Origin of the sequence: Roseibium sp. (assembly GCF_048260565.1) — a bacterium.
Lineage (GTDB): Bacteria > Pseudomonadota > Alphaproteobacteria > Rhizobiales > Stappiaceae > Roseibium.
Map to the genome: position 1 here is coordinate 222,916 of NZ_JBLXGP010000005.1, position 26,780 is coordinate 249,695.

The 26,780-nt window shown below is 60.8% G+C and carries 23 protein-coding genes; 14 read left to right on the forward strand and 9 right to left on the reverse strand.

What is annotated here, in order from left to right; translation table 11 throughout:
- Positions 1–5: 5 nt before the first annotated feature.
- Positions 6–1,043: a TRAP transporter small permease subunit gene (locus ACN0SO_RS13805; RefSeq protein ID WP_417678598.1), complete on the reverse strand. Its 1,038-nt coding sequence runs from the start codon at positions 1,041–1,043 to the stop codon at positions 6–8.
- 83 nt (positions 1,044–1,126) lie between these two features.
- Positions 1,127–2,227, reverse strand: coding sequence for a TRAP transporter substrate-binding protein (locus ACN0SO_RS13810; protein ID WP_417678600.1), 1,101 nt, complete (start codon positions 2,225–2,227; stop codon positions 1,127–1,129).
- Between the two features lie 187 nt (positions 2,228–2,414).
- Between ACN0SO_RS13810 and ACN0SO_RS13815 the strand changes: the two genes are divergently transcribed.
- The 6 genes from ACN0SO_RS13815 (at position 2,415) to ACN0SO_RS13840 (ending at position 7,001) form a co-directional block, all read left to right on the forward strand.
- The gene (locus ACN0SO_RS13815) at positions 2,415–3,782 is read left to right on the forward strand and encodes a cache domain-containing protein (RefSeq protein ID WP_417678602.1); all 1,368 of its coding nucleotides are present in this window, start codon (positions 2,415–2,417) and stop codon (positions 3,780–3,782) included.
- Between the two features lies 1 nt (position 3,783).
- Complete coding sequence (locus ACN0SO_RS13820) at positions 3,784–4,437, forward strand: response regulator (protein WP_417678604.1); 654 nt, start codon at positions 3,784–3,786, stop codon at positions 4,435–4,437.
- Between the two features lie 115 nt (positions 4,438–4,552).
- Positions 4,553–5,314 carry a gamma-glutamyl-gamma-aminobutyrate hydrolase family protein gene (locus tag ACN0SO_RS13825; RefSeq protein WP_417678606.1) on the forward strand — a complete coding sequence of 254 codons (762 nt, stop codon included), beginning with the start codon at positions 4,553–4,555 and terminating at the stop codon, positions 5,312–5,314.
- A 31-nt stretch (positions 5,315–5,345) separates the two neighbouring features.
- Positions 5,346–5,981, forward strand: coding sequence for a nitrile hydratase subunit alpha (nthA, locus tag ACN0SO_RS13830; RefSeq protein ID WP_417678608.1), 636 nt, complete (start codon positions 5,346–5,348; stop codon positions 5,979–5,981).
- Positions 5,978–6,637 (forward strand): nitrile hydratase subunit beta, encoded by a 660-nt coding sequence (nthB, locus tag ACN0SO_RS13835; protein WP_417678610.1) that lies wholly within the window; start codon positions 5,978–5,980, stop codon positions 6,635–6,637. The genes nthA and nthB overlap by 4 nt, the downstream gene beginning before the upstream one ends.
- Complete coding sequence (locus tag ACN0SO_RS13840) at positions 6,624–7,001, forward strand: nitrile hydratase accessory protein (protein WP_417678612.1); 378 nt, start codon at positions 6,624–6,626, stop codon at positions 6,999–7,001. The genes nthB and ACN0SO_RS13840 overlap by 14 nt, the downstream gene beginning before the upstream one ends.
- On the opposite strand, the gene ACN0SO_RS13845 is transcribed toward ACN0SO_RS13840, so the two are convergent.
- The gene (locus ACN0SO_RS13845) at positions 6,998–8,803 is read right to left on the reverse strand and encodes a DUF1007 family protein (protein WP_417678614.1); all 1,806 of its coding nucleotides are present in this window, start codon (positions 8,801–8,803) and stop codon (positions 6,998–7,000) included. The two genes, ACN0SO_RS13840 and ACN0SO_RS13845, sit on opposite strands and share 4 nt — an antisense overlap.
- Positions 8,804–9,041: 238 nt before the next feature.
- Here ACN0SO_RS13845 and ACN0SO_RS13850 point away from each other — a divergent pair, with 238 nt between their 5' ends.
- Positions 9,042–10,115 carry a Glu/Leu/Phe/Val dehydrogenase dimerization domain-containing protein gene (locus ACN0SO_RS13850; protein ID WP_417678616.1) on the forward strand — a complete coding sequence of 358 codons (1,074 nt, stop codon included), beginning with the start codon at positions 9,042–9,044 and terminating at the stop codon, positions 10,113–10,115.
- On the opposite strand, the gene ACN0SO_RS13855 is transcribed toward ACN0SO_RS13850, so the two are convergent.
- From ACN0SO_RS13855 to ACN0SO_RS13875, 5 genes are read right to left on the reverse strand one after another with little or no spacing between them, the layout of a single operon-like run.
- A complete protein-coding gene (locus ACN0SO_RS13855) occupies positions 10,112–11,026 on the reverse strand; it encodes a LysR family transcriptional regulator (RefSeq protein WP_417678618.1) in 915 nt (304 codons plus the stop codon). The genes ACN0SO_RS13850 and ACN0SO_RS13855 overlap by 4 nt on opposite strands.
- Positions 11,027–11,064: 38 nt before the next feature.
- Positions 11,065–12,657 carry a gamma-glutamyltransferase family protein gene (locus tag ACN0SO_RS13860; RefSeq protein ID WP_417678620.1) on the reverse strand — a complete coding sequence of 531 codons (1,593 nt, stop codon included), beginning with the start codon at positions 12,655–12,657 and terminating at the stop codon, positions 11,065–11,067.
- A gap of 30 nt (positions 12,658–12,687) precedes the next feature.
- Positions 12,688–13,188, reverse strand: coding sequence for a DUF2937 family protein (locus ACN0SO_RS13865; RefSeq protein WP_417678622.1), 501 nt, complete (start codon positions 13,186–13,188; stop codon positions 12,688–12,690).
- A gap of 32 nt (positions 13,189–13,220) precedes the next feature.
- Complete coding sequence (locus ACN0SO_RS13870) at positions 13,221–14,198, reverse strand: WD40 repeat domain-containing protein (protein ID WP_417678624.1); 978 nt, start codon at positions 14,196–14,198, stop codon at positions 13,221–13,223.
- 8 nt (positions 14,199–14,206) lie between these two features.
- Positions 14,207–15,301 (reverse strand): CobW family GTP-binding protein, encoded by a 1,095-nt coding sequence (locus ACN0SO_RS13875; RefSeq protein ID WP_417678626.1) that lies wholly within the window; start codon positions 15,299–15,301, stop codon positions 14,207–14,209.
- A 243-nt stretch (positions 15,302–15,544) separates the two neighbouring features.
- Between ACN0SO_RS13875 and ACN0SO_RS13880 the strand changes: the two genes are divergently transcribed.
- Complete coding sequence (locus ACN0SO_RS13880) at positions 15,545–16,726, forward strand: pyridoxal phosphate-dependent aminotransferase (RefSeq protein ID WP_417678628.1); 1,182 nt, start codon at positions 15,545–15,547, stop codon at positions 16,724–16,726.
- Between the two features lie 14 nt (positions 16,727–16,740).
- Here ACN0SO_RS13880 and ACN0SO_RS13885 read toward each other — a convergent pair whose 3' ends face one another.
- Entirely contained in the window at positions 16,741–17,688 is a 948-nt protein-coding gene (locus tag ACN0SO_RS13885) for a 2-hydroxyacid dehydrogenase (RefSeq protein WP_417678630.1), read from the reverse strand.
- Positions 17,689–17,934: 246 nt separating this feature from the next.
- Between ACN0SO_RS13885 and dctP the strand changes: the two genes are divergently transcribed.
- The 6 genes from dctP (at position 17,935) to ACN0SO_RS13915 (ending at position 26,745) form a co-directional block, all read left to right on the forward strand.
- Positions 17,935–18,939, forward strand: coding sequence for a TRAP transporter substrate-binding protein DctP (gene dctP / locus ACN0SO_RS13890; RefSeq protein ID WP_417678632.1), 1,005 nt, complete (start codon positions 17,935–17,937; stop codon positions 18,937–18,939).
- 71 nt (positions 18,940–19,010) lie between these two features.
- Positions 19,011–19,514 (forward strand): TRAP transporter small permease, encoded by a 504-nt coding sequence (locus ACN0SO_RS13895; protein ID WP_417678634.1) that lies wholly within the window; start codon positions 19,011–19,013, stop codon positions 19,512–19,514.
- On the forward strand, positions 19,511–20,785 hold the full coding sequence (locus ACN0SO_RS13900) for a TRAP transporter large permease (RefSeq protein ID WP_417678636.1): 1,275 nt from the start codon (positions 19,511–19,513) through the stop codon (positions 20,783–20,785). Before ACN0SO_RS13895 ends, ACN0SO_RS13900 begins: the two co-directional genes overlap by 4 nt.
- Positions 20,786–20,793: 8 nt before the next feature.
- Positions 20,794–21,666, forward strand: coding sequence for an isocitrate lyase/PEP mutase family protein (locus ACN0SO_RS13905; protein WP_417678638.1), 873 nt, complete (start codon positions 20,794–20,796; stop codon positions 21,664–21,666).
- A gap of 358 nt (positions 21,667–22,024) precedes the next feature.
- Positions 22,025–23,497 carry a diguanylate cyclase gene (locus ACN0SO_RS13910; protein WP_417678640.1) on the forward strand — a complete coding sequence of 491 codons (1,473 nt, stop codon included), beginning with the start codon at positions 22,025–22,027 and terminating at the stop codon, positions 23,495–23,497.
- Positions 23,498–23,814: 317 nt separating this feature from the next.
- Positions 23,815–26,745, forward strand: coding sequence for a PAS domain-containing protein (locus tag ACN0SO_RS13915; protein WP_417678642.1), 2,931 nt, complete (start codon positions 23,815–23,817; stop codon positions 26,743–26,745).
- Positions 26,746–26,780 lie beyond the last annotated feature (35 nt).

Consider the following 26,780-nt stretch of genomic DNA (forward strand, 5'->3'; position numbering starts at 1 on the left):
CTCAGCTACTGGACGGCATGTGAGGAATGATCTTTACCGCCGGGCTCCCCGCGGATATCGGCGACAGCGTCGAGGAAATAGCTGACGAACTGGATCATCATCGAAACGGCGAAGACGCCCAGGAAGCCCGCCATCAGATATTTGACATAAAGACCGAAACCGGCCTGCGTGACTTCATAGGACAGCATCGGGCTGTTGATGATGCTCGACTTGCCACCCATGCCGACGACCAGAATGACCCAGCACAGCGAAACGCCGAACAGGATCGAACCGATCGCATTGACCCAGCCTTTCGTGCGCGGCGCGAAATTCGCGTAGAACACGTCGACGCGCACATGGCCTTCTTCCAGAAGCGTATAGGCACTGGCGAAGAGGAACAGCGCGGCATACCAGAAGCGCACCAGGTCGGCCATGAAGGCCTGTTCGTAGGAGAAGATGAAGCGGCCGATAACGATCAGCAGTTCGGCGACAACCACGAACAGAGCCAGCCAGTGGAAGCCAAGCGTGCGGGTAAAGGCAGCCAGAACGAATGAAAACGCGATCAGGGGCATGTGAATGACGGCGCCGCGCCATTGCGACCGGCTAAGGTCGGCGGCCAGGTCCTTGCCGACGACAGCCTCCAGAAAGCCTTCCACCCGAAGGAAGGAAATCGCCATGTCGGCCAGCCCCACAAAGAGAACGGCCCAGAACATGGCTCGGATCAGATAGGCGTTGATATCGCTGATGCGCTTGCTGTCCTCGCGTAGGGTCGTTTCGCTGTTGCGCGCCACGTACCCGGCGGCCAGGACCAGAAGAAGGACATAGATGCCAAGCTGGACCCAGGACCATAAGATCGGCATTGAACCGTTTGCGGCGGCCCCGTAAATCGGCGCGACGCCGGGGAAATCCTGCCAGTAGTTCAGGTAATTATTGACAAGGAACGCTGCCATAACCGCAAGGATCGCCCAGCCGAAGATGCGAATTGCCTTCTGGCTTGTATTGGAGCTTCCCCGTCCGGATTTGTTGGCAGACACCTCGTCTTGAACGCTGTCCAAGGCCGTCATCGTGGCGATGCCTTTATTCTTTTTGATTTGTAACGAAATGGGGACGGGAAATTTCCCGTCCCCTTAGCTTCGGTCAGACCGCCTTAGGACGGAATGCCCAGGAAGCGGTTGCGCTTCTGGCTGTAAGCGATGTCGGAAATAGCCATCCAGCTACCGATGTCCTTACGCGCGGTGATAACGCTTTCGAAGATCTTCTTGGAAAGCGGATCGTTGTCCATCGCTTCCTGAAGAACTTCCTCGGAGGCTTCACCGAAGGCGTCATAGACTTCGTCGGAGAACTCGCGCAGCTGAACGCCGTGCTCGTTGATAAGCTTGTCGAGGTAAGCACCGTTGTTGGCGTTGGTTTCAGCCATGGTGCCGGCGTTTTCTTCCGCACAAGCGGCCTTGATGATTTCCTGGTCGGTCTTGGACAGCCCTTCCCAGAAAGCCTTGTTCATGCCGATCGCGAGCTGCGAACCCGGCTCGTGCATGCCCGGCCAGTAGTAGTACTTGGCGGCTTCGTAGAACTTCATGAAGTAGTCGTTGAACGGACCGACCCACTCGGTAGCGTCAACGGCACCGGAAACAAGGTTTTCATAGATCTGGCCGCCCGGCAGGGAAACCGGAGATGCGCCGAGCTTCGCCATGACGTCGCCGCCAAGACCCGGAATACGCATCTTCAGACCCTTGAGGTCGTCAGCGGAGTTGATTTCCTTGTTGAACCAGCCGCCCATCTGGACGCCGGTGTTACCCATGGCAAGGTTCTTCAGGCCGAATTCGCCTGCGAGTTCGTCCCACAGTTCCTGACCGCCGCCGTACTTAATCCAGGCGTCCATTTCGGTGTAGGTCAGACCGAACGGAATAGCGGTGAACGCCGCCCAGCCCGGGTGCTTGCCTTTCCAGTAGTAGTCGGCACCGATGTAAGCCTGAGCGTTACCGGAAGCGACTTCGTCGAAGGAGTCGAATGCGCCCACGCGCTCGCCGGCGGCGAAATACTGCGTGCTGATCCGGCCTTCGGTCAGTTCGGAGATACGTGCGGCCAAGCGCTGTGCCGGAATACCCAGACCCGGAAAATCCCGCGGCCAGGTCGACACGATAACCATTTCCTTGGTCGACTGAGCGATGGCCGGAGCGGCGAGAGTGGAGGCAGCAACGACACCACCTGCACCGAGACCGGCCTTTTTGATAAACGAACGACGATCCATTAAATTATCCTCCCAAATCGGACATGAATCCAACCGGCGCCTACACTTGCACCGATCTGTGAGTATGTCTAGGTGAAGAAAAGAGCATCGCGCTATTCGTGGTTCTGCGGAAGAACTCAGTAGTAGTACTGAAAAACATTCAAGAGTCGCACCCCGGCAGTCAGGGGCGATACAACCCGGGAGATGCATGGGAGTGACGTTTAAAACCAAATTGCTCCTGATTACGCTCCTTCCCCTTGTCGCCGTGTCGATCCTCATCGGAAGCGCCACCTATTATCAGGCGCACCGGCTGATCGAAGTCGAAACACGCGCGGTCGAAGAGCGGATTCTGGAAACCAAGCGGCAGGAAATCCGCAATTATATCAGCCTCGCACTGACCTCCATCGAACGGATCTACAAGGAAGAGCCGGGCGGCCGCGCGGCCGCCCAGGAGGAAGTCAAGCAGATCATCCACAACATGACGTTTGGAGAAGACGGGTATTTCTTCGTCTACAAGCTCGACGGCACCAATCTCGTCCATCCCAGACTGAAACATCTGGTGGGCGGAAAATGGTGGGACCTCCAGGATCCGGAGGGCGACTATGTCATCCGCAACCTGATCGAGGCGGCAAAGGCCGGCGGCGGCTTCCATCAGTATGTCTGGAACAAGCCGAGCACCGGACAGGTCGAGGAGAAGCTCGGCTACGCCATCCTGCTCGAGGACTGGGGCTGGATGCTGGGGACCGGACTTTACACGGACGACATTGCCCATGAGGTGGCTGCCATTCGGGCGGACTTCGCGGCGAGCATCCGCCAGACCGTCATCGTGATCTTCGCGATCACCCTGATCGCGATCGTCATCGCCGGCACGCTGATCGCCGGTGTGCGTTTTTCCGAGGAGCGGTTTGCCAACTCCAAACTGAAGGAGCTCACGAACCGGATTTTCGATGTCCAGGAACAGGAACGCAAACGGGTGTCTACGGAACTGCATGACAGTATCTCGCAATTGCTGGTCTCCGTGCGCTACGGCATCGAAATGATCCAGAGCGAAGCCGGGGGCGCCACGGCCCTGCGCGACTATGCGACCAAGTGCCTGAAGACCCTGGACGGCGCCATTTCCGAGGTCCGCCGGATTTCCCGGGACCTGAGGCCGAGTCTTCTCGACGACATGGGTCTGGCAACCGCCCTCGTCAGTCTCGGCAACGAATTCCAGACACAATCCGGGATTTCGGTTTCCGTCGACGCCGAAAGATGCCACGACAGGCTGTCCGACGGGGCAAAGACCGCGCTATACCGGGTCGTCCAGGAATGCATGACCAATGTCGCGCGCCACTCGGAAGCGCGGAACGTGAAGATCGATCTGAAGGTCGGACCGCATACATTGGCCCTGATCGTGGAGGACGACGGCATCGGCATCCCCCACCCGCTGCCGCAAAACGGCGGATTGGGGATACGCAACATGCGTGAGCGGATCGAAACCTATGGCGGAACGCTCCGGCTGTCGCGCCGGGCGGATGGCGGTACGCGCCTTCGCGTCAGCATGCCGCTCGAAAACAACGTCAGCAAGGCGGCCTGAAATGACGATCGAAACCACGGCCCGAACGATCAAGGTTCTGCTTGCCGACGATCACGAACTGGTCCGGGACGGCATTCGGGCGCGGCTGGAAAAAAACGGCGCGATTGAAATCGTGGGCGAAGCGACCAACGGACGGGAAGCTCTGGACCTGGTGGCCGTGCTCAAACCGGATGTCGTCCTTATGGACATATCCATGCCCATCATGAACGGTCTTGAGGCGGCGAACGAGGTTCGCAGGCGGTTTCCCGGAACCAGCGTCCTCGTCCTGTCGATCTACGACAATCCGGAATATGTGCGCGGCATGGTTCAGGCAGGCGCGCGCGGCTACATCCTGAAGGACATATCGGCGACGGAAATGATCACCGCGATCACCAGCGTCGCCAAGGGCGGCTACTATTTCTCCTCTGCTGTCGGCCAGAACCTCATGAGCGAACCCCAGGCGTCTCTTGTGGCGGATCCCTACGGCCTAACGGAGCGCGAGCGCCAGGTCCTGACCGCCATCGCCAAGGGCCAGCCGAACAAGGAAGTCGCCAAGAATCTCGGCATCAGCGTGCGCACGGTCGAATCTCATCGCTTGAACCTGCGCGAAAAAGTCGGCACCAAGAACGCGGCCCAGCTTTACAAGGTGGCCCAGGAACTGGGTCTTCTGGACTAAGGTCCACACTCCGGGATCAGATTTGAAGGGCGACGCGCGCGCCGATCTGATATCCAACGAACACCGAACGAAAACGACAACGACAAACCGCAGGCTTTCCACTCGGACACCTCACATGACCAAACCCCTCATTCTTGTCACGGCGGATGTGAAGCCCGTCGACGGTTACAACTGGCACGCAGCACCCTCCACCTATCTCCATGCCGTGGTCCGCGGCTCGGACGCCCTGCCGCTCGTCCTGCCGTCGCTCGGCGCCGACATCGATATCGATGACGCTCTTGACCAAGTCGACGGCGTGCTCGCGACGGGATCCCGCTCCAACGTCAATCCGCAGATTTACGGCGGCGAAGCGACGGAGGCCAACGGCCCCTACGACCCGGAACGTGATGCCACGACCCTGCCGCTACTGAGGCGCGCCGTGGAACGCGGCGTTCCGGTTTTCGCCATCTGCCGGGGCATGCAGGAACTCAATGTGGCCCTGGGCGGCACACTGTTGACGGAAATCCAGGAACTGGAGGGCCGCGCCGATCACCGCGCGCCGCCATCGGACCATCAGGACACCCGTTTCAAGATCGCCCATCCCATTGAAATCGAGCCCGACAGCCAACTCGCCGAGATCCTCGGAGAGGAACCGATTGACGTCAATTCGCTTCACCGGCAGGCTCTGGGAACGCTCGGCGACCGGCTGACCGTGGTGGCGCGCGCCGAAGACGGCACCATCGAGTCGGTCGCCCTCCGGGACGCACCGGGCTACGTGGTCGCGACCCAGTGGCATCCGGAATACTGGGTTTCCAGCGACGGGCCTTCACGGAAGCTGTTCAAGGCCTTCGGCGACGCCGCGAGAGAATACCGGGCCCGCCGTCTCGGCCCGGCTTGACACACAACACTTGATTGAGGTTCGACCGGTCATGTCCCATTCGCACGATCATCATCATGACCATTCCGAACTTTCGGAAACGGAGCTCCGCGTCCGGGCGCTGGAAACGGTTCTGACGGAAAAGGGTTATGTCGATCCGGCGGCGATGGACAAGCTGATCGACACCTACGAGACGAAGGTCGGCCCGCGCAACGGTGCCCATGTGGTCGCCACCGCCTGGACCGATCCGAAGTACCGCGACTGGCTGATGAAGGACGCAACCGCCGCCATCCACCACCTCGGCTACATCGGCCGACAGGGGGAACATATGGTGGCGGTCGAAAACACGGCCGATACCCACAACATGGTCGTCTGCACCCTGTGTTCCTGCTATCCGTGGCCGGTCCTCGGCCTGCCGCCGGTCTGGTACAAATCGGCGCCCTATCGTTCGAAGGCGGTCCGCGACCCGCGCGGTGTCCTGAAGGATTTTGGTGTTGACCTTCCGGAGACGACAGACATACGGGTCTGGGATTCCACGGCGGAAGTCCGCTACCTCGTGATCCCCCGGCGTCCCGAAGGCACCGAGGACTGGAGCGCGGAAGACCTGGCAAAGCTCGTCACCCGGAACAGCATGATCGGAACCGGGCTGGCGCTGACGCCGGATCGGCTTGAAGAGGTCTCCTCATGAACGGCGCCCAGGATCTCGGCGGCATGATGGGCTTCGGCCCGGTCGTCCAGGAAGACAACGAACCGCTGTTTCATGCCGAATGGGAGAGACGCGCCTTCGCCGCGACGCTGGCAATGGGCGCGACCGGAAGCTGGACACTGGATGCGTCCCGCCATGCGCGCGAAACCCTGCCGCCGGCGCAGTATCTCTCCTCAAGTTATTACCAGATCTGGCTGGCGGGCCTGGAAAAGCTGCTCACCGGGCGCGGTCTCGTCTCCGAGGACGAAATCGCGGCCGGACACGCGCTGACACCACCGGCTCCGATCAAACGCAAACTGCTGGCCGAAAACGTCGCGACAACCCTTGCCAGGGGCGGGCCGGTTGACCGTCCCGCCTCCGCGCCCGCCAAATACGCGGTCGGCGATCGCATCGTTGCAAAGAACATGCATCCGGAAACCCATACCCGCCTTCCCCGGTATGTGCGGGGCCATCCGGGCGTGATCGAAGCCGTTCACGGCGTCCACGTTTTTCCGGATACCAACGCCCACGGCCTCGGCGAACAACCGCATTGGCTCTATGGCGTTGCCTTCAAGGCATCGGATCTCTGGGGCGCGGAAGCGGATCCGAAGCTGACGGTGCGGGTCGATCTCTGGGAGCCTTATCTTGACCCGGCCTGAGATCGACGCACCAGAACTTGCCCGGAAAATCCCCGGCCTGCCGAATGACGGCGAAACGCCCGTGTTCCGCGAACCGTGGGAAGCGCGCGTCTTCGCCATGACCGTGTCCGCCCATGACGCCGGCCTGTTTACCTGGCCGGAATGGACGCAGGCGCTCGGTGCGGAAATCCGCGCGGCGGGCTCCAACCCTGAGGACACGGGCGCGGACTACTACCGGCACTGGCTTTCGGCCTTTGAAAAGCTGCTCGCCGACAAGGGCGCCGCTTCGGCCGATACGCTCGCCGGTCTCAAGGAGGCATGGGACCGGGCTGCCAAGGCGACGCCCCATGGCGAGCCGATCGTCCTCGGCGCTGAAAAGCTCTAGCCCCAGCCGAGCGTTGCGATCAGCAACGTCACGCCGAGGAAGAACACCAATAGCGCGCCGCCGATCTCGATGCTCCGGTGCACCACATGCGCCAACCGGCTGCCGTCGCCGGACAGGCGCACGGCAATCCCCTTTGCGCCGACGGCCAGTCCCGCGAGCACGGAGACCGTGATCCCGGTGCCGAGCGCCATGACCAGCGTCGATGCGATGCCGGCGGCAATCAGTCCCTGGGACAGGGCAAAAACCAGGACGATCAGCGCGCCCGTACACGGGCGCAGCCCCACGGCCAGCACGATCGATGCCGCGCGGGCAAGCGTGATCTTGCCCTGCACCATGTCCGGCGTTGGCGCATGGGCATGGCCGCAAGTCGAACAGGCGCCGTCCGCTCCGATCTCGTGATGGTGGTGGTCATGCCCGTGATGATGATGGTGATCATGACCCGCATGCGCGTAAGCATGGCCGGTCGGCGCCCCAAAACCGGCCAGGACCGGCTGCAGGGCCTTCTGCCACAACAACCAGGCGCCGAGCACTGTGATCAGGATATAGGAGCCGATCTCGAACCAGCGCGCCGTATCCTGGATCGCGATCGAGGTCAGGTTGAAGACCATGGCAGCGGCCCCGACGAGCACGATCGCTGTGACCGCCTGCGCGAATGCCGAGACGAACGACAGCACGATGCCCTTTTTCAGCGTCTCGTTGTTGGCGACCACATAGGACGAAATGATCGCCTTGCCGTGTCCGGGACCGGCCGCATGGAAGATGCCATAGGCGAAGGATATCCCGATCAGGAGCCACGCCGCATTCGGATTGGTCCGGAACATCCGGAGCGCGCTGACCAGCTTCTGGTAGAATTCGCTCTGCAGCCGGGCAATGGTGGCAAACCATTGACTGACCAGACCGGGGCTGGATACGGCGGCAGGAGACCCCTCGGGTTTCGCGGTGTTCAACGCCTGCGTAATCGCCTCCTGTCCGTTTCGGGCGATGCCCGGACCCGTTCCGGCGGTTGTCGCTGTCACGCCATCACCGCCCGCGTCGCAGGTCACGATCATCTGGTTGACCTGGGTCGCGGCTGCGGACTGGAGCTCCGGCGGCAGGTCCCGCTGATCCGGACCGATCTGCGCCAGCGCATAGGCCGTCGCATCGTCGAGGGGCGGCGGTTCCTTGCGCTCGATCCCGCATTTGCCCGGCGCGTTCACGATCCCGAGTGCATCGTCTCCCTTGGCGAACCGGAAATCGACGTAATAGGTCGGATCGTAGACGTCCAGCGTGATCGGCTTCGTAGCGTCGGTCGGCTCTTTCAGCGGCAGACGGAAATGCAGTTCCAGAAGATCGACGGTGTCCGGTATGTCCGTCCCGTTCATTCGCCGGTCTTCTTCCATAGCCTCAAAGTCTTCCGGCTTCATCACCCAGTAGTCCTTGAGATTCACCGTCTTGACCTCAAGCCAGTAATCCGTCGGCGGATTGAAATCCAGCTCCACGCGCATGTTGTCGCCGAAGGTGAAATATCCGTAATCGGCGATACCCTCGATATTCACCTTGGCGAGTTCGGCAAGTTCTTCGCGGCTGAAGTGACCGTCCCCGTTGGCATCGAATCCCTGGATCGCAAAGGCGGTGTAGGCGTCATCGAAGCGGAACACGTTGTCCACCGCGACCGCGATGCCCTTGTCGTCGAACACGAGCTTTGTGCGGGCCTCGATGAAAACATGCGGATGGGCAACGGCTGCAATCGATGTCAGGACCAGGCAGGCGAGCGCCAGACCGGCTTGAAGGAAACGCGCCATGAGAGCGAGAGAAAAAGGCATCGGACCTGCACGGACAAGATGATCGGTTGGGTTGACCTTCCTCTGCAACGGGAACGCGGCGGGATCAAGGCCACTGCGATGCTGCAGCGCCATAATTACCGAAAATTTATTTCCCTATAATCTGATTGAATCGGAACAAATTCATCGGAAATTCCGATAAATCAGCAAGATTAGACACCTTATTCCCCGATTGAGCGGTATCTTTATTTCAGAAAAACACTTTCTGAAGAGTGATCTCATGAACGCCCTGCCCCAATCCATCAAGCAAGCTGGCGCAATCGCCTCCGTTTTCGATCATCCCGAATTCCGAGACCACGAAGATGTGGTTTTCGCATGCGACCGGGAAACCGGCCTTTCCGCCATCATCGCCATTCACAGCACCACGCTCGGCCCGAGCCTTGGCGGCTGCCGGGTCTGGCCCTACGCCACCCCCGCGGAAGCCCTGACCGACGCGCTCCGGCTTTCCAGAGGCATGACCTACAAGAACGCCCTGGCCGGCCTGGACCTCGGCGGCGGCAAGGCGGTGATCATCGCCGACCCGCGCAAGGACAAGACTCCCGCGATGATGGAGGCCTTCGGCCGCCATGTGGACCGCCTGTCGGGCACCTACATTACCGCCGAAGATGTCGGCGTCTCGCCGGACGACATGGAGCATATTTCCCGCAAGACCGCTCATGTGCGCGGCACAAGGGCCACCGGCCTCGGAGACCCCTCGCCCTATACCGCCCTCGGTGTCTTCACCGGCATCAGGGCCTCTGCCCGCCATGTCTACGGCACCGACGACCTCTCCGGTCTGACAGTATCGGTACAGGGCCTCGGCCATGTCGGGTTCGATGTGTCCACCCGACTGCATGAAGCAGGTGCGACGCTGATCGTTTCCGATATTCACGCCCCTTCCGTCATGAAGGCGATCGAGACCTTCGGCGCACGAGCCGTTGACCCTGCGGAAGCCCATCGGGTCGAAGCGGATATCTTTGTCCCCTGCGCCCTCGGCGCCGGCCTGAACGCAACAACAATTCCGCAGATCCAGGCGAAGATCGTCGCAGGAGCTGCCAATAACCAGTTGCAGACCGAGGCGGATGGCGAGGCGCTCAAGGCCCGCGGCATCCTTTATGCGCCCGACTACGCGATCAACGCCGGTGGCGTCATTTCCATTGCCCTTGCTACGCCGGGCGGCAATGACGAGGCGGTTCGGGTCAAGACCCTCGCCATCGGTGACACGCTGACGGAAATCTTCGAACGCGCCAAAGCGGAAGACAGAACGCCGGAACAGATCGCTGACCGGATCGCCGAGGAGCGGTTGTCGGCCTAAGCCGGGCAGGACTCTCCGGACTTCTTGCGCTCAGCCAGCCATTCCACGAGAAAATCGACAAAGGCGCGCACCTTGCCCGAGAGGTGCCGCCGATGCGGATAAACGGCATAGATGGCCTGCGTGGTCGGCTCGAAGTCCTCAAGAACCGTCACCAGCTTTCCAGCCTCCAGTTCATCGGCCACGAAAATATAGGGCGTGCGCAGAAAGCCGAGACCGCACAGGGCCGCGTCGCGCCCGCCGAGCGCGCTGTTCACCTCCGCCCGTCCCCGGACAACCACCGAGACCCGCCGCTCGCCATCCGAAAACCCCCAGTTCTGTTTGAACCGGTAATTCGTGTCGATGATGCACGGCCGCGTGGACAGATCGGCCGGCACCTTCGGCGCCCCATACGCTTCGATCACTGCCGGCGTGGCGCAGACGACGGTCCTGAAAGGACCGATCTTCCGGGCGATCAGGCTGGAATCGTCCATTTCCGTCACCCGGATCGCCACGTCGAAGCCTTCATCCACCAGATCGACGAAACGGTCTTCGAGCCTGAGGTCCATCGATACTTCGGGATTTGCCGCCAGAAACTCCATGGCCGCCTGATTGAACAGGGCATCGCCCATGGACCGGGGCGCGGAGACCCTGAGCCTTCCGCGCACACCGGTGTGCGAGGATTGAACGGACGCCTGCAGATCGTCGATCCGCTGCAGAATGTCGGACGCTTCCTTGTAATAGGATTCGCCGACCTCGGTCAGGGACACCTGCCGGGTCGTGCGGTTGAGCAGCCGGACGCCGAGTTCGTCTTCCAACTCGCTGATATATTTGGACACCAGCGCCTTCGAGCGCCCCATCTCCCGCGCGGCCGCCGAAAACCCACGGCTGTCGACAACCTGAATAAAGCAACGCATTCGCGTGATGGCATCCATTCTCTTCCCCCGGACAGCGGACTTCCGACCTGCCCATGTTATGCCACTGCGGCGCCTCCGTCGGCGCGCGGATCATGAGCCCCGTCAAGGCCGCCTTTTGCATTGCGTACGATCATGCCGGCATGGCCCATGGTATCGGAATAGCCGTCCGCCATTTCGACCACCTCGTGACCGCAGCGCTCAAGAGCCCTTACGATATCCGGATCGAAACGGTTTTCCAGCCTGAGCGCCGTCGTTTCGTCGCCCCAGGTCCGGCCGAGCAGCCAGCGCGGCGCATCGATCGCCTCGCCGACGGGCATGCCGTTCAGGACATGACGGGCAAAGATCGCGGCCTGGGTCTGCGGCTGGCCTTCGCCGCCCATGGTGCCGTAGGTCACCGTCCGGCCGTCCCTCAGCCGGGCCATCGCCGGATTGAGCGTGTGGAACGGTTGCCGGCCCGGCTCCAGCACGTTGAGCGCGTCCGGATGAAGCGAGAAACTCGCGCCCCGGTTCTGCCAGGTGATCCCGGTCTTCGGCAGCACGCAGCCGGAGCCGAACTCCCAGTAGATCGACTGGATGAAGGAAACCGACACGCCCTTTTTGTCGACGGCCCCCATCCAGATCGTATCGCCATGCGCACCTTCATAGGGCCATTCCAAAGCCCGGCGCATGTCGATCCTGGCGGACTCCTGACCGAGCCACTCCGTGGTCAGGAAAGTCTTCGGCGGTTCCGGCAGGCGCATTGGATCGGTGACGATCCGGTCGCGCACCAGGAAGGCGCGCTTGGTCGCCTCCACCAGCCCGTGGACGAGATCGAAGCCCTCCCGGCTGTCGGTCTTCAGCCGGTCGTAGAGCCCGAGGATGATGAGCGACGCCAGCCCTTGCGTCGGCGGCGGCGCATTGAACACCGTCCCGCATTTCAGCTCGACCTTCAGCGCATCCTTGAACCGGGCCTCATAAGTCTCAAGATCCCGCTTGGTGACCGGAGAACCGATGCGCTCCAGGTCGTCGGCAATGGCGGCGGCCACATCGCCCTTGTAGAATTCCTCAAAGCCGTCATGCGCCAGATGCTGCAGCGTGTCCGCGAGCCGCTCCTGCCTGAGAAGCGTCCCTTCTTCGGGCACCTTACCGTCGACCAGAAATACGTCGGCAAAACCGGGCTGGTCCTTCAGCTCATCGAATTTCTCCGCCGTCAGGGCCGCCTGGCTGCGGGTCACACGAATGCCTTCCTTGGCATGGCGGATCGCTTCGCGCAGCAATTCGCCGCGCGGGGTCTTTCCGGCCCCGATCGCCTGCGCTGCCTCCAGAGCCTTGCCCCAGCCGCCGATGGTACCGGCGACAGTGAGGGCGGCCATCGGCCCGCGCGTCGGGATCGCGCCGTAGCCGGCCTCGTTATAGGCGGCGATCGTCGCCTTGGATCCGGCCGATCCGCAGGCCATCAATGCCTTCGGATCCTTCCCCGGCTCGGCGATCAGCCAGAAGCCGTCGCCGCCGATGGCGTTCATATGCGGATAGACGACGGCAATCGTGCTCGCAGCGGCGATCATCGCCTCGATAGCCGAACCGCCGTCAGCGAGGATTTCAGCCCCGGCGTTCGCCGCCGCCGTATGCGGAGCGACCACCATGCCGCCCGAAGATGTGACCGTATCCATTCCAAACCCCGTATTTCGTTGTTTTTGTCATCACGAGTGCGCCCGGGCCCGCCGCCGGCCGAGACGTCCGAGCCCGACGAACAGCCGCGCGCCCAGCAACCCGGCAAGTCCGCCCAATCCGGCACTGACGGCCCCTTCCACCGTCACCGGCAACGCAGGTTCATAATCCTTCACGGTGGCTTCGGCGATATCCGGGTCCATGGTCTCGAAGACAACGGCCAGCCGGGCGAAGGGGCCGGCGGAGGCCAACGCCTGCTTTTGCTCGGTCAGCCGTTCGAGACGCTCCTGAGTCCGCTCCATGCTGAAACCGCGTTTACGCGAAAATCCGTCCTCGCCGGTTTTCATCCGTGCGATCGCCTCGTCCACGCTCAGCCCGAACCCGGTCGCATCCGCCTCGAAATCGGCCATGACCTGCCGCAGCGCATCGATGGCGCCACCCATCCGCTGGCGGTATTGCTGCGCGAATTCCGGTAACTGTGACGTCGCTGTCCCGGCCAGGACCGCGACCAGCAGCATGATGATCCGTGCCATGGCTTCCTCCCCGTCTGCAGGACCCGCTTCCGCTAATCCTGCAGGGATATGATGCCGGCTTCGCCTTCTTCCGTCCCGAAGGCAAGGCGCGCACCCTCGCCGTCCCATTCCAGCGCGGAGACCGGCCCCTTGCCTGGACGGCGCAAAAGGACCTCGGCGTTATCCTCGAAACGGCACAGCATGACCATGCCGTCCTGATAGCCGACCGCGACGACCTCTTCTTTCGGATGGCAGGCAACCGCCGTCACGAAAAAATCGCCGCGCGTTCCAAGCTGCAGCGGCGTCTGTCCCATGGGACCGGTCTTGCCGTGGAAAGGCCAGAGAATTGCGGCATTGGCGCCCGACGTCGCCAGATAACGGCCTTTCGACGACCAGCTCCAGGACTTCACCTTGGCCGGATAGCCGGTCATGCGCATGTCCTGCTCGTCGGATAGCCGCCAGCCGTGCAGCGCGTTTTCCTGCATCGCTGTCACGAGGTACTTGCCGTCCGGCGAATAGATGATGCCCAGATGCGCACCTTTCCAGGAAAACTCCTGCGGCTTACCGGAGGCGTTGGCCCACCACACGGTCGCGCCGTCATAGCGGGCAACGGCCAGTTTCATGCCCTTGGGCGCGAAGGTCAGTCCGCCGACGGCCCGTTCATGGGTGAATTCGTTTTCCTTGCCGTCCGCGAGCCGGACCCAGGCGGTCCGCCCCGAGGCAAAGGCGATGGCCCCGTTGGGCCCACAGGCCAGAAGGTCGATCCACTTGCGCGGACGTTCCGCAAGGGTACTGACGCTTCCCTCCGGCGCGACCTTCTGGATCCTGCCGTCGTCGCCGGACGTCACCAGCGCCCTGCCGTCCAGGGTCCGTTCGGCGGCCAGCAGCCCGCCTTCATGAACCTGAACGCGGGTTTCCGCGCCTTCGACGAAACATACATAGCCCTCGCCGGAGGCAAAGAAGGCCGTGTCGTTCAGGAAGCCGGTGCGGACGATGAAGCCGTCCGCGTCGACCGGAGCAATCGTCGGCATGAGAGCTCCTATTCCGCTGCGCAGGCCTGGAAGCTCTTTTCCAGAACATCCCAGTTGAGATCGCGCCCGATGAAGACCAGACGGCTTTCGCGCGGCTCGTCCGCCTTCCAGTCGCGCTGATGATCGCCTTCGACGATCATATGGATACCCTGGATGACATAGCGCTGCGGATCGTCCTTCAGCGCAATAATGCCCTTCAACCGCAGAATATTTGGTCCCTGCACCTGGGTGACCTGGTTGATCCACGGGAAGAACAGTTCCGGATTCAGGTCCCCGGCCTTCAGCGAAATGCTCTTCACCGAATGGGGATTGTCGTCATGGTGATGATGGTCATGGTCGCAATCCGGACCGCATTCATGATCGTGGTCGTGATGATGGTGATCGTGGCCATGGTGGTGGTCGTGATCGCAGTCGGGACCGCATTCGTGTTCATGATGCCCATGTTGAAGGAAATGGGGATCGAGCGACAGGATCCGGTCCAGATCGAAAGCACCACGGTCGAGCACGGCCTTGAGATCCACTTCGCAGCGCTTGGTAAAATGGCGAACCGCATAGGGATTGATGGACACGATCCGGGCATCGACCGCCTCCAGTTCTTCCTTGGAAACCAGGTCGGTCTTGTTGATCAGGATGACGTCGGCAAACGCGATCTGGTCTTCCGCCTCATCCGTGTCTTCCAGGCGCTGCAGCACATGGCGCGCGTCGACCACCGCGACGACCGCATCCAGCTTGGATGCGGCGCGCACGTCGTCGTCCATGAAGAAGGTCTGGGCGACGGGGGCCGGATCGGCCACGCCGGTCGTCTCGACGATAATGGCATCGAACGCGCCCTTGCGCTTCATCAGGTTCTGCACGGTGCGGATCAGGTCGCCGCGCACGGTGCAGCAGATGCAGCCGTTGTTCATTTCGAAGATTTCTTCGTCCGACTCGACCAGCAGGTCGTTGTCGATGCCGACTTCTCCGAATTCGTTGACGATCACGGCGTATTTCTGGCCGTGGTTCTCGGTCAGGATCCGGTTCAGGAGTGTGGTCTTGCCGGATCCGAGATAGCCGGTCAGGACCGTGACCGGAATCTGGTGGGTCGTTGCTTCAGTCGCAGACATGGGAAGTCCCTTGCGCGGAATGTCTTGTGAGCCCGGCAACAGGGCCGGGCGCGAGTCACGGCGAATATAAGCGCTAAGAAGATCATATGGGAGGGGCTTTGCGGGAATTCTGTTTTGCCGGCGGTGTTTCCATGACCAAGCGAACACCTTTGCTGCAACCCGGTCTTTCCAGACCGGTGCCTTCTCCGCTAAACATTCCGAAAAGATCAGCATCGCCGCGGCCGCGGCCAGAAGGGTGGACCCATGCTCAAGACCATTGCCGGCTTCGACCGTATCGGCGAGGAAAACGCCTTTGCCGTGCTCGCGCGCGCCACGCGACTCGCCTCTGAAGGCCGCGACATCATTAATCTGGGCATCGGCCAGCCCGACTTCAAAACGCCGGACCACATCGTCGAGGCCGCCATCAAGGCGCTGCGCGACGGCCATCACGGCTACACGCCGGCAACCGGCATCCTGCCGCTGCGCGAAGCCGTGTGTGCGGATCTTCACAAGCGCGTCGGCGCCGAGGTCAACCCGGACAATGTGGTGATCGTGCCCGGCGGCAAGGTGACCATGTTCATGGCGATCCTGATGTTCGGCGAGCCGGGCAGGGAAATCCTTTATCCCGATCCGGGCTTTCCGATCTACCGGTCGATGATCGAGTTCACCGGCGCCACGCCGGTTCCGATTCCGATCCGAGAGGAAAACGACTTCGCCTTTTCGGCCGAAGAAACCCTGTCGCTGATCAACGACAGGACGAGCCTGATCATTCTCAATTCCCCGGCGAACCCCACCGGCGGGGTCACGCCGCGCGCGGAGATCGAGAAGCTGGTGAAAGGCCTTGCGGCCTTCCCGGACGTGGCGATCATGTCCGACGAGATCTACGCGCAGATGACCTATGACGGCATGGAGCACGTCTCCCTGCTCGGATTCGAGGAATTGCGCGACCGGCTGATCCTGCTCGACGGCTGGTCCAAGACCTATGCCATGACCGGCTGGCGGCTCGGCTACTCGGTCTGGCCGGATGCGCTCATCGACAAGGCGCGCAAGCTGTCCGTCAACGCCTGGTCCTGCGTCAACGCGCCGACGCAATTCGCCGGCATTGCCGCCCTCACCGGCCCGCAGGACGAGGCCCGGGCCATGGTCGCCGAATTCGACAAGCGCCGGAAGGTGGTGGTCGAAGGCCTGAACGCCCTGCCGAACGTGACCTGCCGGACGCCGCTCGGGGCCTTCTATGCCTTCCCCAACATCACGGCGACCGGCTGGAAGGCCAAGCAACTCGCCTCCGCCCTTCTGGAAGAAGCCGGCGTCGCCGTCATCGGCGGACCGGATTTCGGCATTCTCGGCGAGGGTTATATCCGGCTGTCCTACGCCAACTCGACGGAAAACATCCTCCGCGCCCTGAAGCGCATGGAAGAGTTCCTGACCGCCAACAGCAAGGCCTGAACCGCCACAAAGCCTCAGCCGGGAACCGGCGTGACTGCCTTGCCCGTCTCGAACCAGCTCGTCAGGTTGTCGACGACAAGCTGCCCCATGGCATCCCGCGTGTGCACCGATGCGGAGCCCACATGGGGCAGCAGGGTCACCCGGTCGAGCGCCATCAGCCCGGCCGGCACATGGGGTTCGTCTTCGAACACGTCGAGGCCGGCGCCGTGAATGACGCCCTTTTCCAGCGCCTCGGTCAGGGCCGCCTCATCGACCACGGTTCCCCGGCCGATGTTGATCAGGATGCCGTTTGAACCGAGTGCGGCAAGGACTTCGCCGTTGACGGCGTGATGGGTCTCCGGACCGCCCGGCGCGACCACCATCAGCGTATCGCAGGCTTCCGCCAGCTTCAGCAGGCTGTCGTGATAGGGATAGGCGACATCCGCCTGGCGGTTCCTGCCGTAATAGTGCACCTTGAGGCCGAATGCCTCCGCGCGTTTGGCGATCGCCTTGCCGATCCGGCCGAGGCCGAAAATTCCGAGTGTCCGGCCGACCAGGGTCGCCCCGGTCAGGGGATAGGGTCCTGTTGATTCCCACTTTCCGTCGCGGAGCCATTTTTCAGCCGCCGACAGTTCGCGGGCAGTCATGATCAGAAGACCCAGCGCCGTGTCGGCAACCTCTTCGGTCAGTACATCGGGTGTATTCGTCACCACCACGTTCTTCGCCGAACAGTCCGCGACATTGATGTTGTCATAGCCGACGCCGAAATTCGAAGCGATCTCGACATTCGGAAATTTGGCCAGAAAGTCCGCATCGATCCGCGTGCCCAGCACGGCAATGCCCCGAATCTTGTCCGCCACCTCCGCAAGCAGCTTCTCCGGGTCGTCCGCCTCGAACGGCTTGTGAACCGTGAACTTTTCCTCCAGCCCGCGCATGACCACCGGCAGCATGGCGCGCGGCATGAGAATATCGACTTTGCTCATTGGACCCTCGGAAAATCTGGAGGAGATGATGCGGAACGACCCGCTCCGCCTTTCCTGAACGTTCAAGGCAAAACGGTCTTCTGGCAAGCCCCGGAAAACACATTCCTCGGCAAAACTCTTTTCCCGATTGCCGTACCTGCCCGAAAACGCCGGATGCATTTCCGTCGATATTTCAATCGCGGAACGAGTTGACCGGCTTCGAACCTTGGGTCAATCTCACTGCCATAAACATTGGGAGGAACAATCATGAAAGCTCTTACCTGGGCCGCCGGCGCGGCCCTTGCCGCCGGTCTTATCGCCGGCCTGTCATCCGGTTCGGCCGTTGCCGCCGACACCACGCTGCGCATTTCGTTGCAATTGCCGCTCAAGAGCCACCTCGGCCAGAACCTGGTTCTGTTCAAGGAAGAGGTGGAAAAGACTTCCAACGGCGCTATCGCGGTCGAAATCTACGACAGCGCACAGCTTTACAAGGACAAGGAAGTCCCGGCCGCCGTCGGATCCGGCGCCATCGAGATGGGCGTTGCCTCGCTCACCCGTTACGTCGGCGACATTCCGGCTGTCGATATCTTCTACCAGCCGTTCCTGTTCGACTCGGAAGCCAAGGTCCGCGCGGCCGTCGCCAAGGGCTCTCCGGTTCGCGGGCCCCTGGACGAAGCGATCGCCGGCACCGGCTCCACCGTGTTGTGGTGGCAGGCCTACGGCGGCGCCATCATGCTGTCCAAGGGCGGTCCGGTGAAAACCCCGGCCGACATGAAGGGCAAGAAGGTCCGGGTCTTCGGCAAGACCCTCGGCGACTTCGTCACGGCCGCCGGCGGCGCACCGACGCTGATTTCCGGGTCCGAGCAGTATCTCGCCTACCAGCGCGGCACGGTCGACATCGGCATGACCGGCGTTTCCGGCGTGAAGTCGCGCAAGCTCTGGGAAGTGATGGACACCATCACCGAGACCAACCACGCCGACATCGAGTTCATCGTCGTGGTCAACACCGACTTCTGGAACGGCCTTCCCGAAGAACACAGGAAGCTGATCGAAGCCGCCGCCATGAAGGCGGAGGCCGACGTTCGCGACCGCATGTCCCAGATCGAAGCCGAAGCCTATGGGGCAGCCAAGGAAAACGGCATGACAATCTACAAACCGACGGCGGAAGAGCTGGCCGCCTGGAAGGCCGTCGCCGAGCCGGTCTACGACAACTACAAGGAAAAGGCCGGGGAACTCGGCGCGAAAGTGCTTTCAGCCGCACAGGCGCTTTGACCCTTTTCCCTTCATCCTTGCCCCCGGGCGGACACACCGTCCGGGGCTTTCATGTCTGGGTCTGACCGTCCATGGCCTATTTCCAATTCCTGACAAAAGCGCTCGCCTGGCTGGCGGCAGCCTTCTTCGTGGCTGCCGGCTTCATGCTGACCTACGAAGTCGTCGCCCGCTATTTCTTCTCCGCGCCGACGATCTGGGCGGCGGAACTGTCCCAGCTCGCCCTGATCTGGGGCTCGCTGCTGGCCATGGCCTGGCTGCTCGGCGCCCGGCGCCACATCGCCGTGGACGCACTCGTCAGCCTGCTCTCACCCGAACAGCGCCGGTTCACCGAGACCTTCGCCATGCTCTGCATTGCCGCCTTCAGTGCGCTGGTCACCTGGAAGGGATGGGATATCTTTTTCGATTCCTTCGAGCGCGGACGCACGACCGGATCCATGCTCGACCTGCCGACCTGGGTGACAGAACTGGCCGTGCCGGCCGGCTTTGCGCTTCTGTTCCTGCAGGCGCTGCTTGAAGCCTGGCGCGCGCTTACCGGCGAACGCGATGCCGATGCCCCGCACGGAGGTTTTGAATGAGCACGCTCATGATCCTGGTCGCGCTCTTCGCCCTGCTGCTCCTGCGCGTGCCGGTGGCCTTTGCGCTCGGCGGTCTCGGGCTTGCGCTGCTCATTGCCGGCGGCTTCTCGCCGCTCATGGCACCGCAGGCGATCCTGTCGACCCTGGATGGCTTCATCCTGCTGGCCGTGCCCCTGTTCCTGCTGATGTCGAACGTGCTTTTAAAGGGAGGTGTCGGCAAGGACCTGTTCGCCGCCGTTCATGCCTGGGTCGGCCACTGGCCCGGCGGGCTTGCCGTCGCAACGATCCTGTCCTGCGCGATCTTCGCCGCCATTTCCGGCTCCTCCGTGGCAACAGCGGCCACCATCGGCACCGTCGCCATTCCGGAAATGATCCAGCGCGGCTACGAGCGGCGCTTCGTCTACGGTCTGCTGGCCGCTGGCGGCACGCTCGGCATCCTGATCCCGCCCTCGATCCCGATGATCGTCTACGGCTTCGTCACCGAGCAATCGGTCATTGCCCTGTTTCTCGCCGGCATCGGCCCGGGCATCCTGCTCGTCGTCTTATTCATCGCCTTCTCGATGGTCTATGCGCGCTGGTTCGGCGGCTACCAGCCCGAACCGGCTGCCAGCTGGCGCGAGCGCAAGGATGCCAGCCTCCGGGCCGCACCAAGCATCCTTCTTGCCGCCATCGTCATCGGCGCGATCTACACGGGCGCCGCCACGCCGACGGAAGCCGCCGCTGTCGGTTTCGCCGCAGCCCTGGTGATTACCGCCGTCATCCTGCGCACGCTGACCTGGAAAGGCTTCAAGGAAGCGGCGTTCGAGGCCATGGCGACGACGGTCGCGATCCTGCTGATCATCGCCGGCGCCAAGGTGTTCGGCAAGGCGATCACCCTTTACCGGATCCCGCAGGACATTTCCGTCTTCATCGACCAGACGATCCACACGCCCTTCGCCTTCCTCGTCGTCGTATCGATCGTGCTCCTGTGCATGGGACTGGTGTTCGAGGCGCTGTCCATGGTCCTGATCATGACCCCGGTGCTCCTGCCCGCGGCCCAGGCCATGGGTCTGGACCCCATCTGGTTCGGCGTCTATATGGTCATCCTCGTGGAATGCGCCCTAATCACGCCTCCGGTAGGCCTTAATCTCTACGTGATCCAGTCGGTGGCACGCGCAAGCCTCGGCGATGTGTCGCGCGGGGTTCTGCCGTTCCTGCTGCTCATGCTGATCAGCGTGTTCCTGCTTTATTTCTGGCCCGATCTCGCGCTCTACATACCGTTCAAACTTTAGGAAATCCCATGTCCCAGGCTGCGAAACTGCGCGCACTTCTGGCGCAAGACAAACTGCACGTCATGCCCTGCTGTTTCGATGCGCTTTCCGCCAAACTGATCGAGCAGGCCGGTTTCGACCTGACCTTCATGTCGGGTTTCGCCGCTTCGGCCTCGCGCATCGGCGCGCCGGATCTCGGCCTCATGTCCTACGGGGAGGTCCTCGACCAGGTCCGCAACATCACCGACGCGACGTCGATCCCGCTGCTTGCCGACGGCGACACCGGCTACGGCAATGCCATGAATGTCCGCCGCACGGTCGCGGGCTTTGCGAAGGCGGGGGCTGCCGCCGTCATGATCGAGGACCAGCTTGCGCCCAAACGTTGCGGCCACACACCGGGCAAGGCCGTCGTTCCCCGCGAGGAGGCCTTCGACCGCATCCGGGCCGCCAATGACGCAAGGGGAGACGGCGCCGACATCCTCATTTTGGCGCGCACCGATGCCCGTCACGATCACGGCCTGGGCGAGGCCATCGAACGGGCGGCGAAATTCGCCGAGCTGGGCGCCGACATCCTGTTCGTCGAAGCTCCGAAGACGGTGGAGGAAATGCGCACCGTCTGCGCCGAACTTCCCGGACCGAAGATGGCGAATATCGTGGAAGGCGGCGAAACGCCGGACCTGCCGCAGAATGAACTGCGCGATCTGGGCTATACCATCGCGGCCTATCCGCTGACGCTGATGGCGGCCGCCATGAAGGCCATGACCGACACACTCGCCGTGATGCAACAGGACGGCGATCGCAGCCCGCACCTGATGGATTTCAAGACCCTGCGGCAGAAGATCGGCTTCAACGACTACTACGAGGCTTCCGAGAAATATCGGTCTTCTGTCCGCGAGACATAATCAGGCCGTCTCCGTGGCCGCATCGACAGCAATTTGGGTTTCGGAAAACCCGATTCCGCACCTTGCATTCCGATTCCGGCACCCAGGCTCGTGACCCTGGGTGCAATGGATCCCGCACGGAGAAATACATTCCAATTCGAAGCTATCAGAGTCGATAAAACCGAATGAATATAAAAATTTATTCAAAGTGCCAAATATTTAAAAATCAAGAAACGCACACCCAATCAAAATACTGGGAATTTATACGGGTTAAAAATTAGCAATAATCCAAGAATTCCTAATTTTTTTCACAATTATTATATATTACGCTAGGGAAGTTACGTATACTGTTGCTCGCAACCAAGAATGGTAACGACCGATGACCCAGCGCAGACCGATAAAAAATCTGAACCTGGATACGAAGAACCCCTTCGAGTCCGCGACGCCATCCACCGAAACGGAGCCAGTCCGTTTTACAGAACCGGATGACGGCCTGATAGGCGCCATAGTCGAGCTGGATAGCGAAGGGCGTTGCGTCTTCATCAATGACCTGTTTGCGAGCTGGTTCGGCAAACCGCGGGAAGACCTGCTCGGCACCAGGATCAGAGACGCTTTGCCAACCGACAGCAGGACCAAGTCCGAGCCTTATTACCAGCGCGCCTTGAAAGGCGAGCATGTCTGCTTCGAGACCGAAAAACGTTATCCGACCGGTATCATGCGCGAAGTTCGCATCGAATACTCGCCCAAGCTGAATGCGTCGGGCGAACAGACCGGCGTCATCGTCTATTCCACCGATATCACCGAGAGAACCCGGACAAAACGCACACTCGCGGACCTTTACGCGATCACATCGACACGAGAATTGACGACGGATCAGAAGATCGAACAGATCCTGAAACTTGGCTGCGAACATTTCGAGCTGCCGTACGGGGTTATCAGCCGGGTCATTGAAGACCATTACACGGTCATCCACGCGGAAAGCCCGAATGGGGAGATCATGGCCGGCGCCTCGTTCGGCCTCGCCGACACCTATTGCAGCCGCACACTCGGCGATAACGCCCCGCTCGCCATCGACCATGCGAACGCTGCCGGATTCGCCGGCTTTCCCTGCTACAAGAAATTCGCCTTGGAAGCCTATATCGGCGCACCGGTTATCGTGGACGGCGATACCTATGGCACCATCAATTTTACGGCGCCCGAGCCGAGAGATCCTCCGTTTTCGAAAACCGAAAGGGAACTCATCCGCCAGTTCGCGGACTGGATCGGCAACGAGATTGCCCGGCAGCAGGATCGTGAAGCGCTCATGGAAGCCAGGATCCGGCTTGAACAGGTGGCCAGCATTGATGACCTCACCGGGGTTTTGAACCGGCGCGCCTTCCTCGAATGCGCCGAGACGGAACTTGCCCGGTTCCATCAGACAGGCCGGAAATTCACGGCCGTGACGATCGACGTCGATGATTTCAAATCGATCAACGATAGCTTCGGCCATTCGGTCGGAGACGAGGTTCTGAAAGGGGTCGCCGAATTGTTTTCCGAAAGCTTGCGGCCGGTGGATGTCTTCGGCCGGATCGCCGGCGAAGAGTTCTGCGCCATTCTGGTCGACACCGAAGAACATGATGCCCTGATGATCTGCAATCAAATCCAGAAATACGTGATCAGGCAGTTCAAGGTGGCCCCCATCACACGGGACATCACCTGCAGCATGGGTCTCGCAACCGTCTCCGACGACGACAACCAGTTCTCTACCTTGCTTCAACGCGCCGACCAGGCGCTTTACCGGGCCATGAACGCCGGACGCAACCGCTGTCTGGCCTACAGACCTGAGGTCAATTTACGCATAGCGGCCGGTTAACGGGAGCCGCTTTGGAAAGGGAAGTCCAGTTGGCGAAGTCTGCCGTTCTCGGGCAGGCGCTCACGCAACGTGGGAAATGTGGCTGAAGAAACCCTGTGCACCCCAAATACTCTTGGAGTCTCATGGATTAGTCTCGGATTAAGTCCTCACAAGACAAGAAATAAATTTATTTTACATCGTAATATTTACCTATATCAATTTCTTCATGAAATACATCTTCCCACAAGCGGCCTGAGTAGACTTAAAAACGACTGAAATTATAACCTTCTTTAAGAAAATCGGACATTCTGCCGTTAAGTTAAAAAACGGCGACGGGTATGAACGAAGACACGTTAACCGACGTATTGAACATGGATCTGAAGAAGTCCTTCGGATCGCTGGATGAATGCGTCGCCATAACCGGTCCGGACCGCCGCATCCTGTTCGTCAATGACGCGGCTGAAAAGATTTTTGGATATTCCAGGCAGGAACTGACCGGCGCAACCAGTGTCAATCTCTATGCAAATCCGGAAGACTTTGCCGCCAACCGCAAAATCTATGACGACTCGGACACGCTTTCGGACGACAGCCGTTTCAGGCTTCAGCTCCGCCGGAAGAACGGCGATATCTTCCCGGCGGAAGTCATCACCGCCGCTCTTTATTGTGACGCGTCAGACCCCGTCGCTTTCCTGTTCATCGCTCGCGACATATCCGATCGCATGGCTCTGGAAAGCAAGCTGAGCGACGCGATCACGACGCTTGAAGATGCGCTGGAGACCATTTCCGAAGGTTTTGCCCTCTACGACAGGGATGACCGGCTCGTCATCTGCAATGAAAAATACCGGGAGATCTACGCGCACAGCGCGCCGGCGATGGTTCCGGGTGCCACCTTCAGGGAAATTCTCGAATACGGCCTGGACCGGAACGAATACGACCTGGGAGGGCTTAGCCGGGAGGAATGGCTTAATATCCGCATGGACCGGCATCTGGCTGCGGACGGCGAAGTCATTGAACAGGCCCTGGGAGACGGATCCTGGCTTCAGATCGCCGAACGGCTGACCCATTCGGGAGGCCGGGCCGGCATTCGGACCAACATAACCGACCTGAAAGCCGCACAATCCCTGGCCGAAGAGGCCCTGCACGATCTTTCGAACCTGGCGGACAACCTCTCCTGTTCGATCACCGAATACGATCTTGAGGGCAATTGCATATTCCTCAATGAAACCAGTGCAACGTGGTTCGGCGGAACAAAAGAGGAGTTGCTCGGAACCAGATTGCGCGACCGATTACCGGAAAATAACCGGAAGAGGTCGGATCCCCTGTTCAAGCGTGCTCTCGCTGGTGAAAAAATCTCGTTCGAAACGCGCAACGACTTCATCGATGGTCAGACGCGGGATATCCAGATCGACTACATCCCGAAGAAAAATTCCGCCGGCGATCCGGCCAGCCTTGTCGTCCTTGCAACCGACATCACGGACTTCAAGCAAGCCCAGGCGCAGACGGAAAAGGCCCATCGCGATCTCTCTGATCTGACGAACAATCTACCCTGCGCCATTGCCGAAATAGACCTGAACGGCATTTGCGTTTTCAGCAATGAGACCAACAACCGCTGGCTGGGAGGCAAGGATCAGGTCGGTTCCTCCATGGTCGAGGTCCTTAACCCCGAGTTCCTGCACGAAGCCCTCCCATACTACAAAAGGGCTCTTGCGGGAGAAAACGTCGCCTTCGAAACGATTTACGGCTTTCCTGACCGGGGCGACCGCAACATCCGCGTCGAATACACGCCGAAATCGAATGCGGATGGCGATCCCATCGGCGTCATCCTTTACGTCACCGATGTAACCGATCTGAAAACCGCCCAGGCGCAGACCGAACAGGCCCATCGCGACCTGACGGACATGACCGACAACCTGTCTTGCGCCATCATCGAAATGGATCTCGAAGGTCACTGCGTTTTCATTAACACCGTCTTTGCGAACTGGTTCGGAAAACCCCGCGAGGAGCTGCTCGGAATCAAGGTCCGGGATATGCTTCCCCCGGACAGCAGGAAAAAGTCGGAACCCTATTACCAGCGGGCGCTGAACGGCGAGCATATCTATTTCGAAGACAGGATCCGCTATCCGACCGGAATCGAGCGCGAAGTCAGTATCGAGTACACGCCCAAGCTCAACACGGCAGGCGAGCGCGTCGGCATTATCATCTATTCGACCGATATTACAGAGAGAAAACGAACCGAACGAACGCTTGCCAGGCTTTACTCGATCACGTCCACACGCGAACTGACGACGGATCACAAGATCGGCCAGATCCTTAAACTGGGCTGCGAGCATTTCGGACTGCCAATCGGGATCATCAGCCGGATCATCGAAGGCCACTACTCGATTATCTATGCGGAATCCGCGAAGAGCGACGTTCAGGTCGGTGCCTCCTATGACCTCGATGAGACCTATTGCGCCCACGCTCTCAAGGCGGACGGGCCGATCGCCATCGCCAACACCAAATATTCGGCTCTTGCCCAACATCCCTGCTACGAGAAATTCCAGCTGGAGGCCTATATCGGAGCCCCGCTCCTGGTGGACGGCGAAAGATACGGCACAATCGCGTTTTCCGATTGCGACCCGCGCGTGCATCCGTTCTCGCAAACGGAACAGGAGCTCATCCGGCAATTCGCGGACTGGATCGGAAACGAGATTGCCCGCGAGCAGGACCATATCGCCCTGATGGAAGCGCAAGTCCGACTGGAACGGATCGCCAGCATCGACGATCTGACCGGCGTCCTGAACCGGCGCGCCTTCATGGAAAGAGCATCAACGGAACTCGCGCGGTTCCGGCGGACGGGTCGGAAATTCACCGCCGTGATGATCGACATCGATCACTTCAAGTCAATCAATGACACGTTCGGCCATTCCGCAGGCGACGAGGTTCTGAAGAAATTCGCCGCGATCATTTCAGATGCGCTTCGCGCCGTGGATGTTTTCGGGCGGGTCGGCGGCGAGGAGTTCTGCATCATTCTCGACAGCACGGAAGGTGACGACGCCCGGATGGTCTGCGAGCGCATTCGTCAGCAGGTGGCCGAACATTGCCGGGTCGATCCGATTACCTGGGACATCACCTGCAGCATGGGGCTCGCAACCGTTGCCAAAGAGGATGTGGAATTCTCAACCCTGATGCAGCTTGCCGATCATGCGCTCTACAAAGCCAAGGAAGCCGGACGCAATCGGTGCCTGTTTTACAAGGCTTTGGACTACGAGCCTGTAAAAGCCGATTGAAAGCCGAACTCCTGATTTCGAGACCCTGCCCGCGC

What these genes read in the sequence shown, in the direction of transcription:
- ACN0SO_RS13805 (WP_417678598.1), bottom strand. Translation starts at nt 1,043, where the DNA reads ATGACGGCCTTGGACAGCGTTCAAGACGAGGTGTCTGCCAACAAATCC.
- ACN0SO_RS13855 (WP_417678618.1), bottom strand. Translation starts at nt 11,026, where the DNA reads ATGGATGCCATCACGCGAATGCGTTGCTTTATTCAGGTTGTCGACAGC.
- ACN0SO_RS13915 (WP_417678642.1), top strand. Translation starts at nt 23,815, where the DNA reads ATGAACGAAGACACGTTAACCGACGTATTGAACATGGATCTGAAGAAG.
- ACN0SO_RS13870 (WP_417678624.1), bottom strand. Translation starts at nt 14,198, where the DNA reads ATGCCGACGATTGCTCCGGTCGACGCGGACGGCTTCATCGTCCGCACC.
- ACN0SO_RS13905 (WP_417678638.1), top strand. Translation starts at nt 20,794, where the DNA reads ATGTCCCAGGCTGCGAAACTGCGCGCACTTCTGGCGCAAGACAAACTG.
- ACN0SO_RS13815 (WP_417678602.1), top strand. Translation starts at nt 2,415, where the DNA reads ATGGGAGTGACGTTTAAAACCAAATTGCTCCTGATTACGCTCCTTCCC.
- ACN0SO_RS13880 (WP_417678628.1), top strand. Translation starts at nt 15,545, where the DNA reads ATGCTCAAGACCATTGCCGGCTTCGACCGTATCGGCGAGGAAAACGCC.
- dctP (WP_417678632.1), top strand. Translation starts at nt 17,935, where the DNA reads ATGAAAGCTCTTACCTGGGCCGCCGGCGCGGCCCTTGCCGCCGGTCTT.
- ACN0SO_RS13810 (WP_417678600.1), bottom strand. Translation starts at nt 2,227, where the DNA reads ATGGATCGTCGTTCGTTTATCAAAAAGGCCGGTCTCGGTGCAGGTGGT.
- ACN0SO_RS13875 (WP_417678626.1), bottom strand. Translation starts at nt 15,301, where the DNA reads ATGTCTGCGACTGAAGCAACGACCCACCAGATTCCGGTCACGGTCCTG.
- nthB (WP_417678610.1), top strand. Translation starts at nt 5,978, where the DNA reads ATGAACGGCGCCCAGGATCTCGGCGGCATGATGGGCTTCGGCCCGGTC.
- nthA (WP_417678608.1), top strand. Translation starts at nt 5,346, where the DNA reads ATGTCCCATTCGCACGATCATCATCATGACCATTCCGAACTTTCGGAA.
- ACN0SO_RS13860 (WP_417678620.1), bottom strand. Translation starts at nt 12,657, where the DNA reads ATGGATACGGTCACATCTTCGGGCGGCATGGTGGTCGCTCCGCATACG.
- ACN0SO_RS13910 (WP_417678640.1), top strand. Translation starts at nt 22,025, where the DNA reads ATGACCCAGCGCAGACCGATAAAAAATCTGAACCTGGATACGAAGAAC.
- ACN0SO_RS13845 (WP_417678614.1), bottom strand. Translation starts at nt 8,803, where the DNA reads ATGCCTTTTTCTCTCGCTCTCATGGCGCGTTTCCTTCAAGCCGGTCTG.
- ACN0SO_RS13885 (WP_417678630.1), bottom strand. Translation starts at nt 17,688, where the DNA reads ATGAGCAAAGTCGATATTCTCATGCCGCGCGCCATGCTGCCGGTGGTC.
- ACN0SO_RS13900 (WP_417678636.1), top strand. Translation starts at nt 19,511, where the DNA reads ATGAGCACGCTCATGATCCTGGTCGCGCTCTTCGCCCTGCTGCTCCTG.
- ACN0SO_RS13825 (WP_417678606.1), top strand. Translation starts at nt 4,553, where the DNA reads ATGACCAAACCCCTCATTCTTGTCACGGCGGATGTGAAGCCCGTCGAC.
- ACN0SO_RS13850 (WP_417678616.1), top strand. Translation starts at nt 9,042, where the DNA reads ATGAACGCCCTGCCCCAATCCATCAAGCAAGCTGGCGCAATCGCCTCC.
- ACN0SO_RS13865 (WP_417678622.1), bottom strand. Translation starts at nt 13,188, where the DNA reads ATGGCACGGATCATCATGCTGCTGGTCGCGGTCCTGGCCGGGACAGCG.
- ACN0SO_RS13895 (WP_417678634.1), top strand. Translation starts at nt 19,011, where the DNA reads ATGGCCTATTTCCAATTCCTGACAAAAGCGCTCGCCTGGCTGGCGGCA.
- ACN0SO_RS13820 (WP_417678604.1), top strand. Translation starts at nt 3,784, where the DNA reads ATGACGATCGAAACCACGGCCCGAACGATCAAGGTTCTGCTTGCCGAC.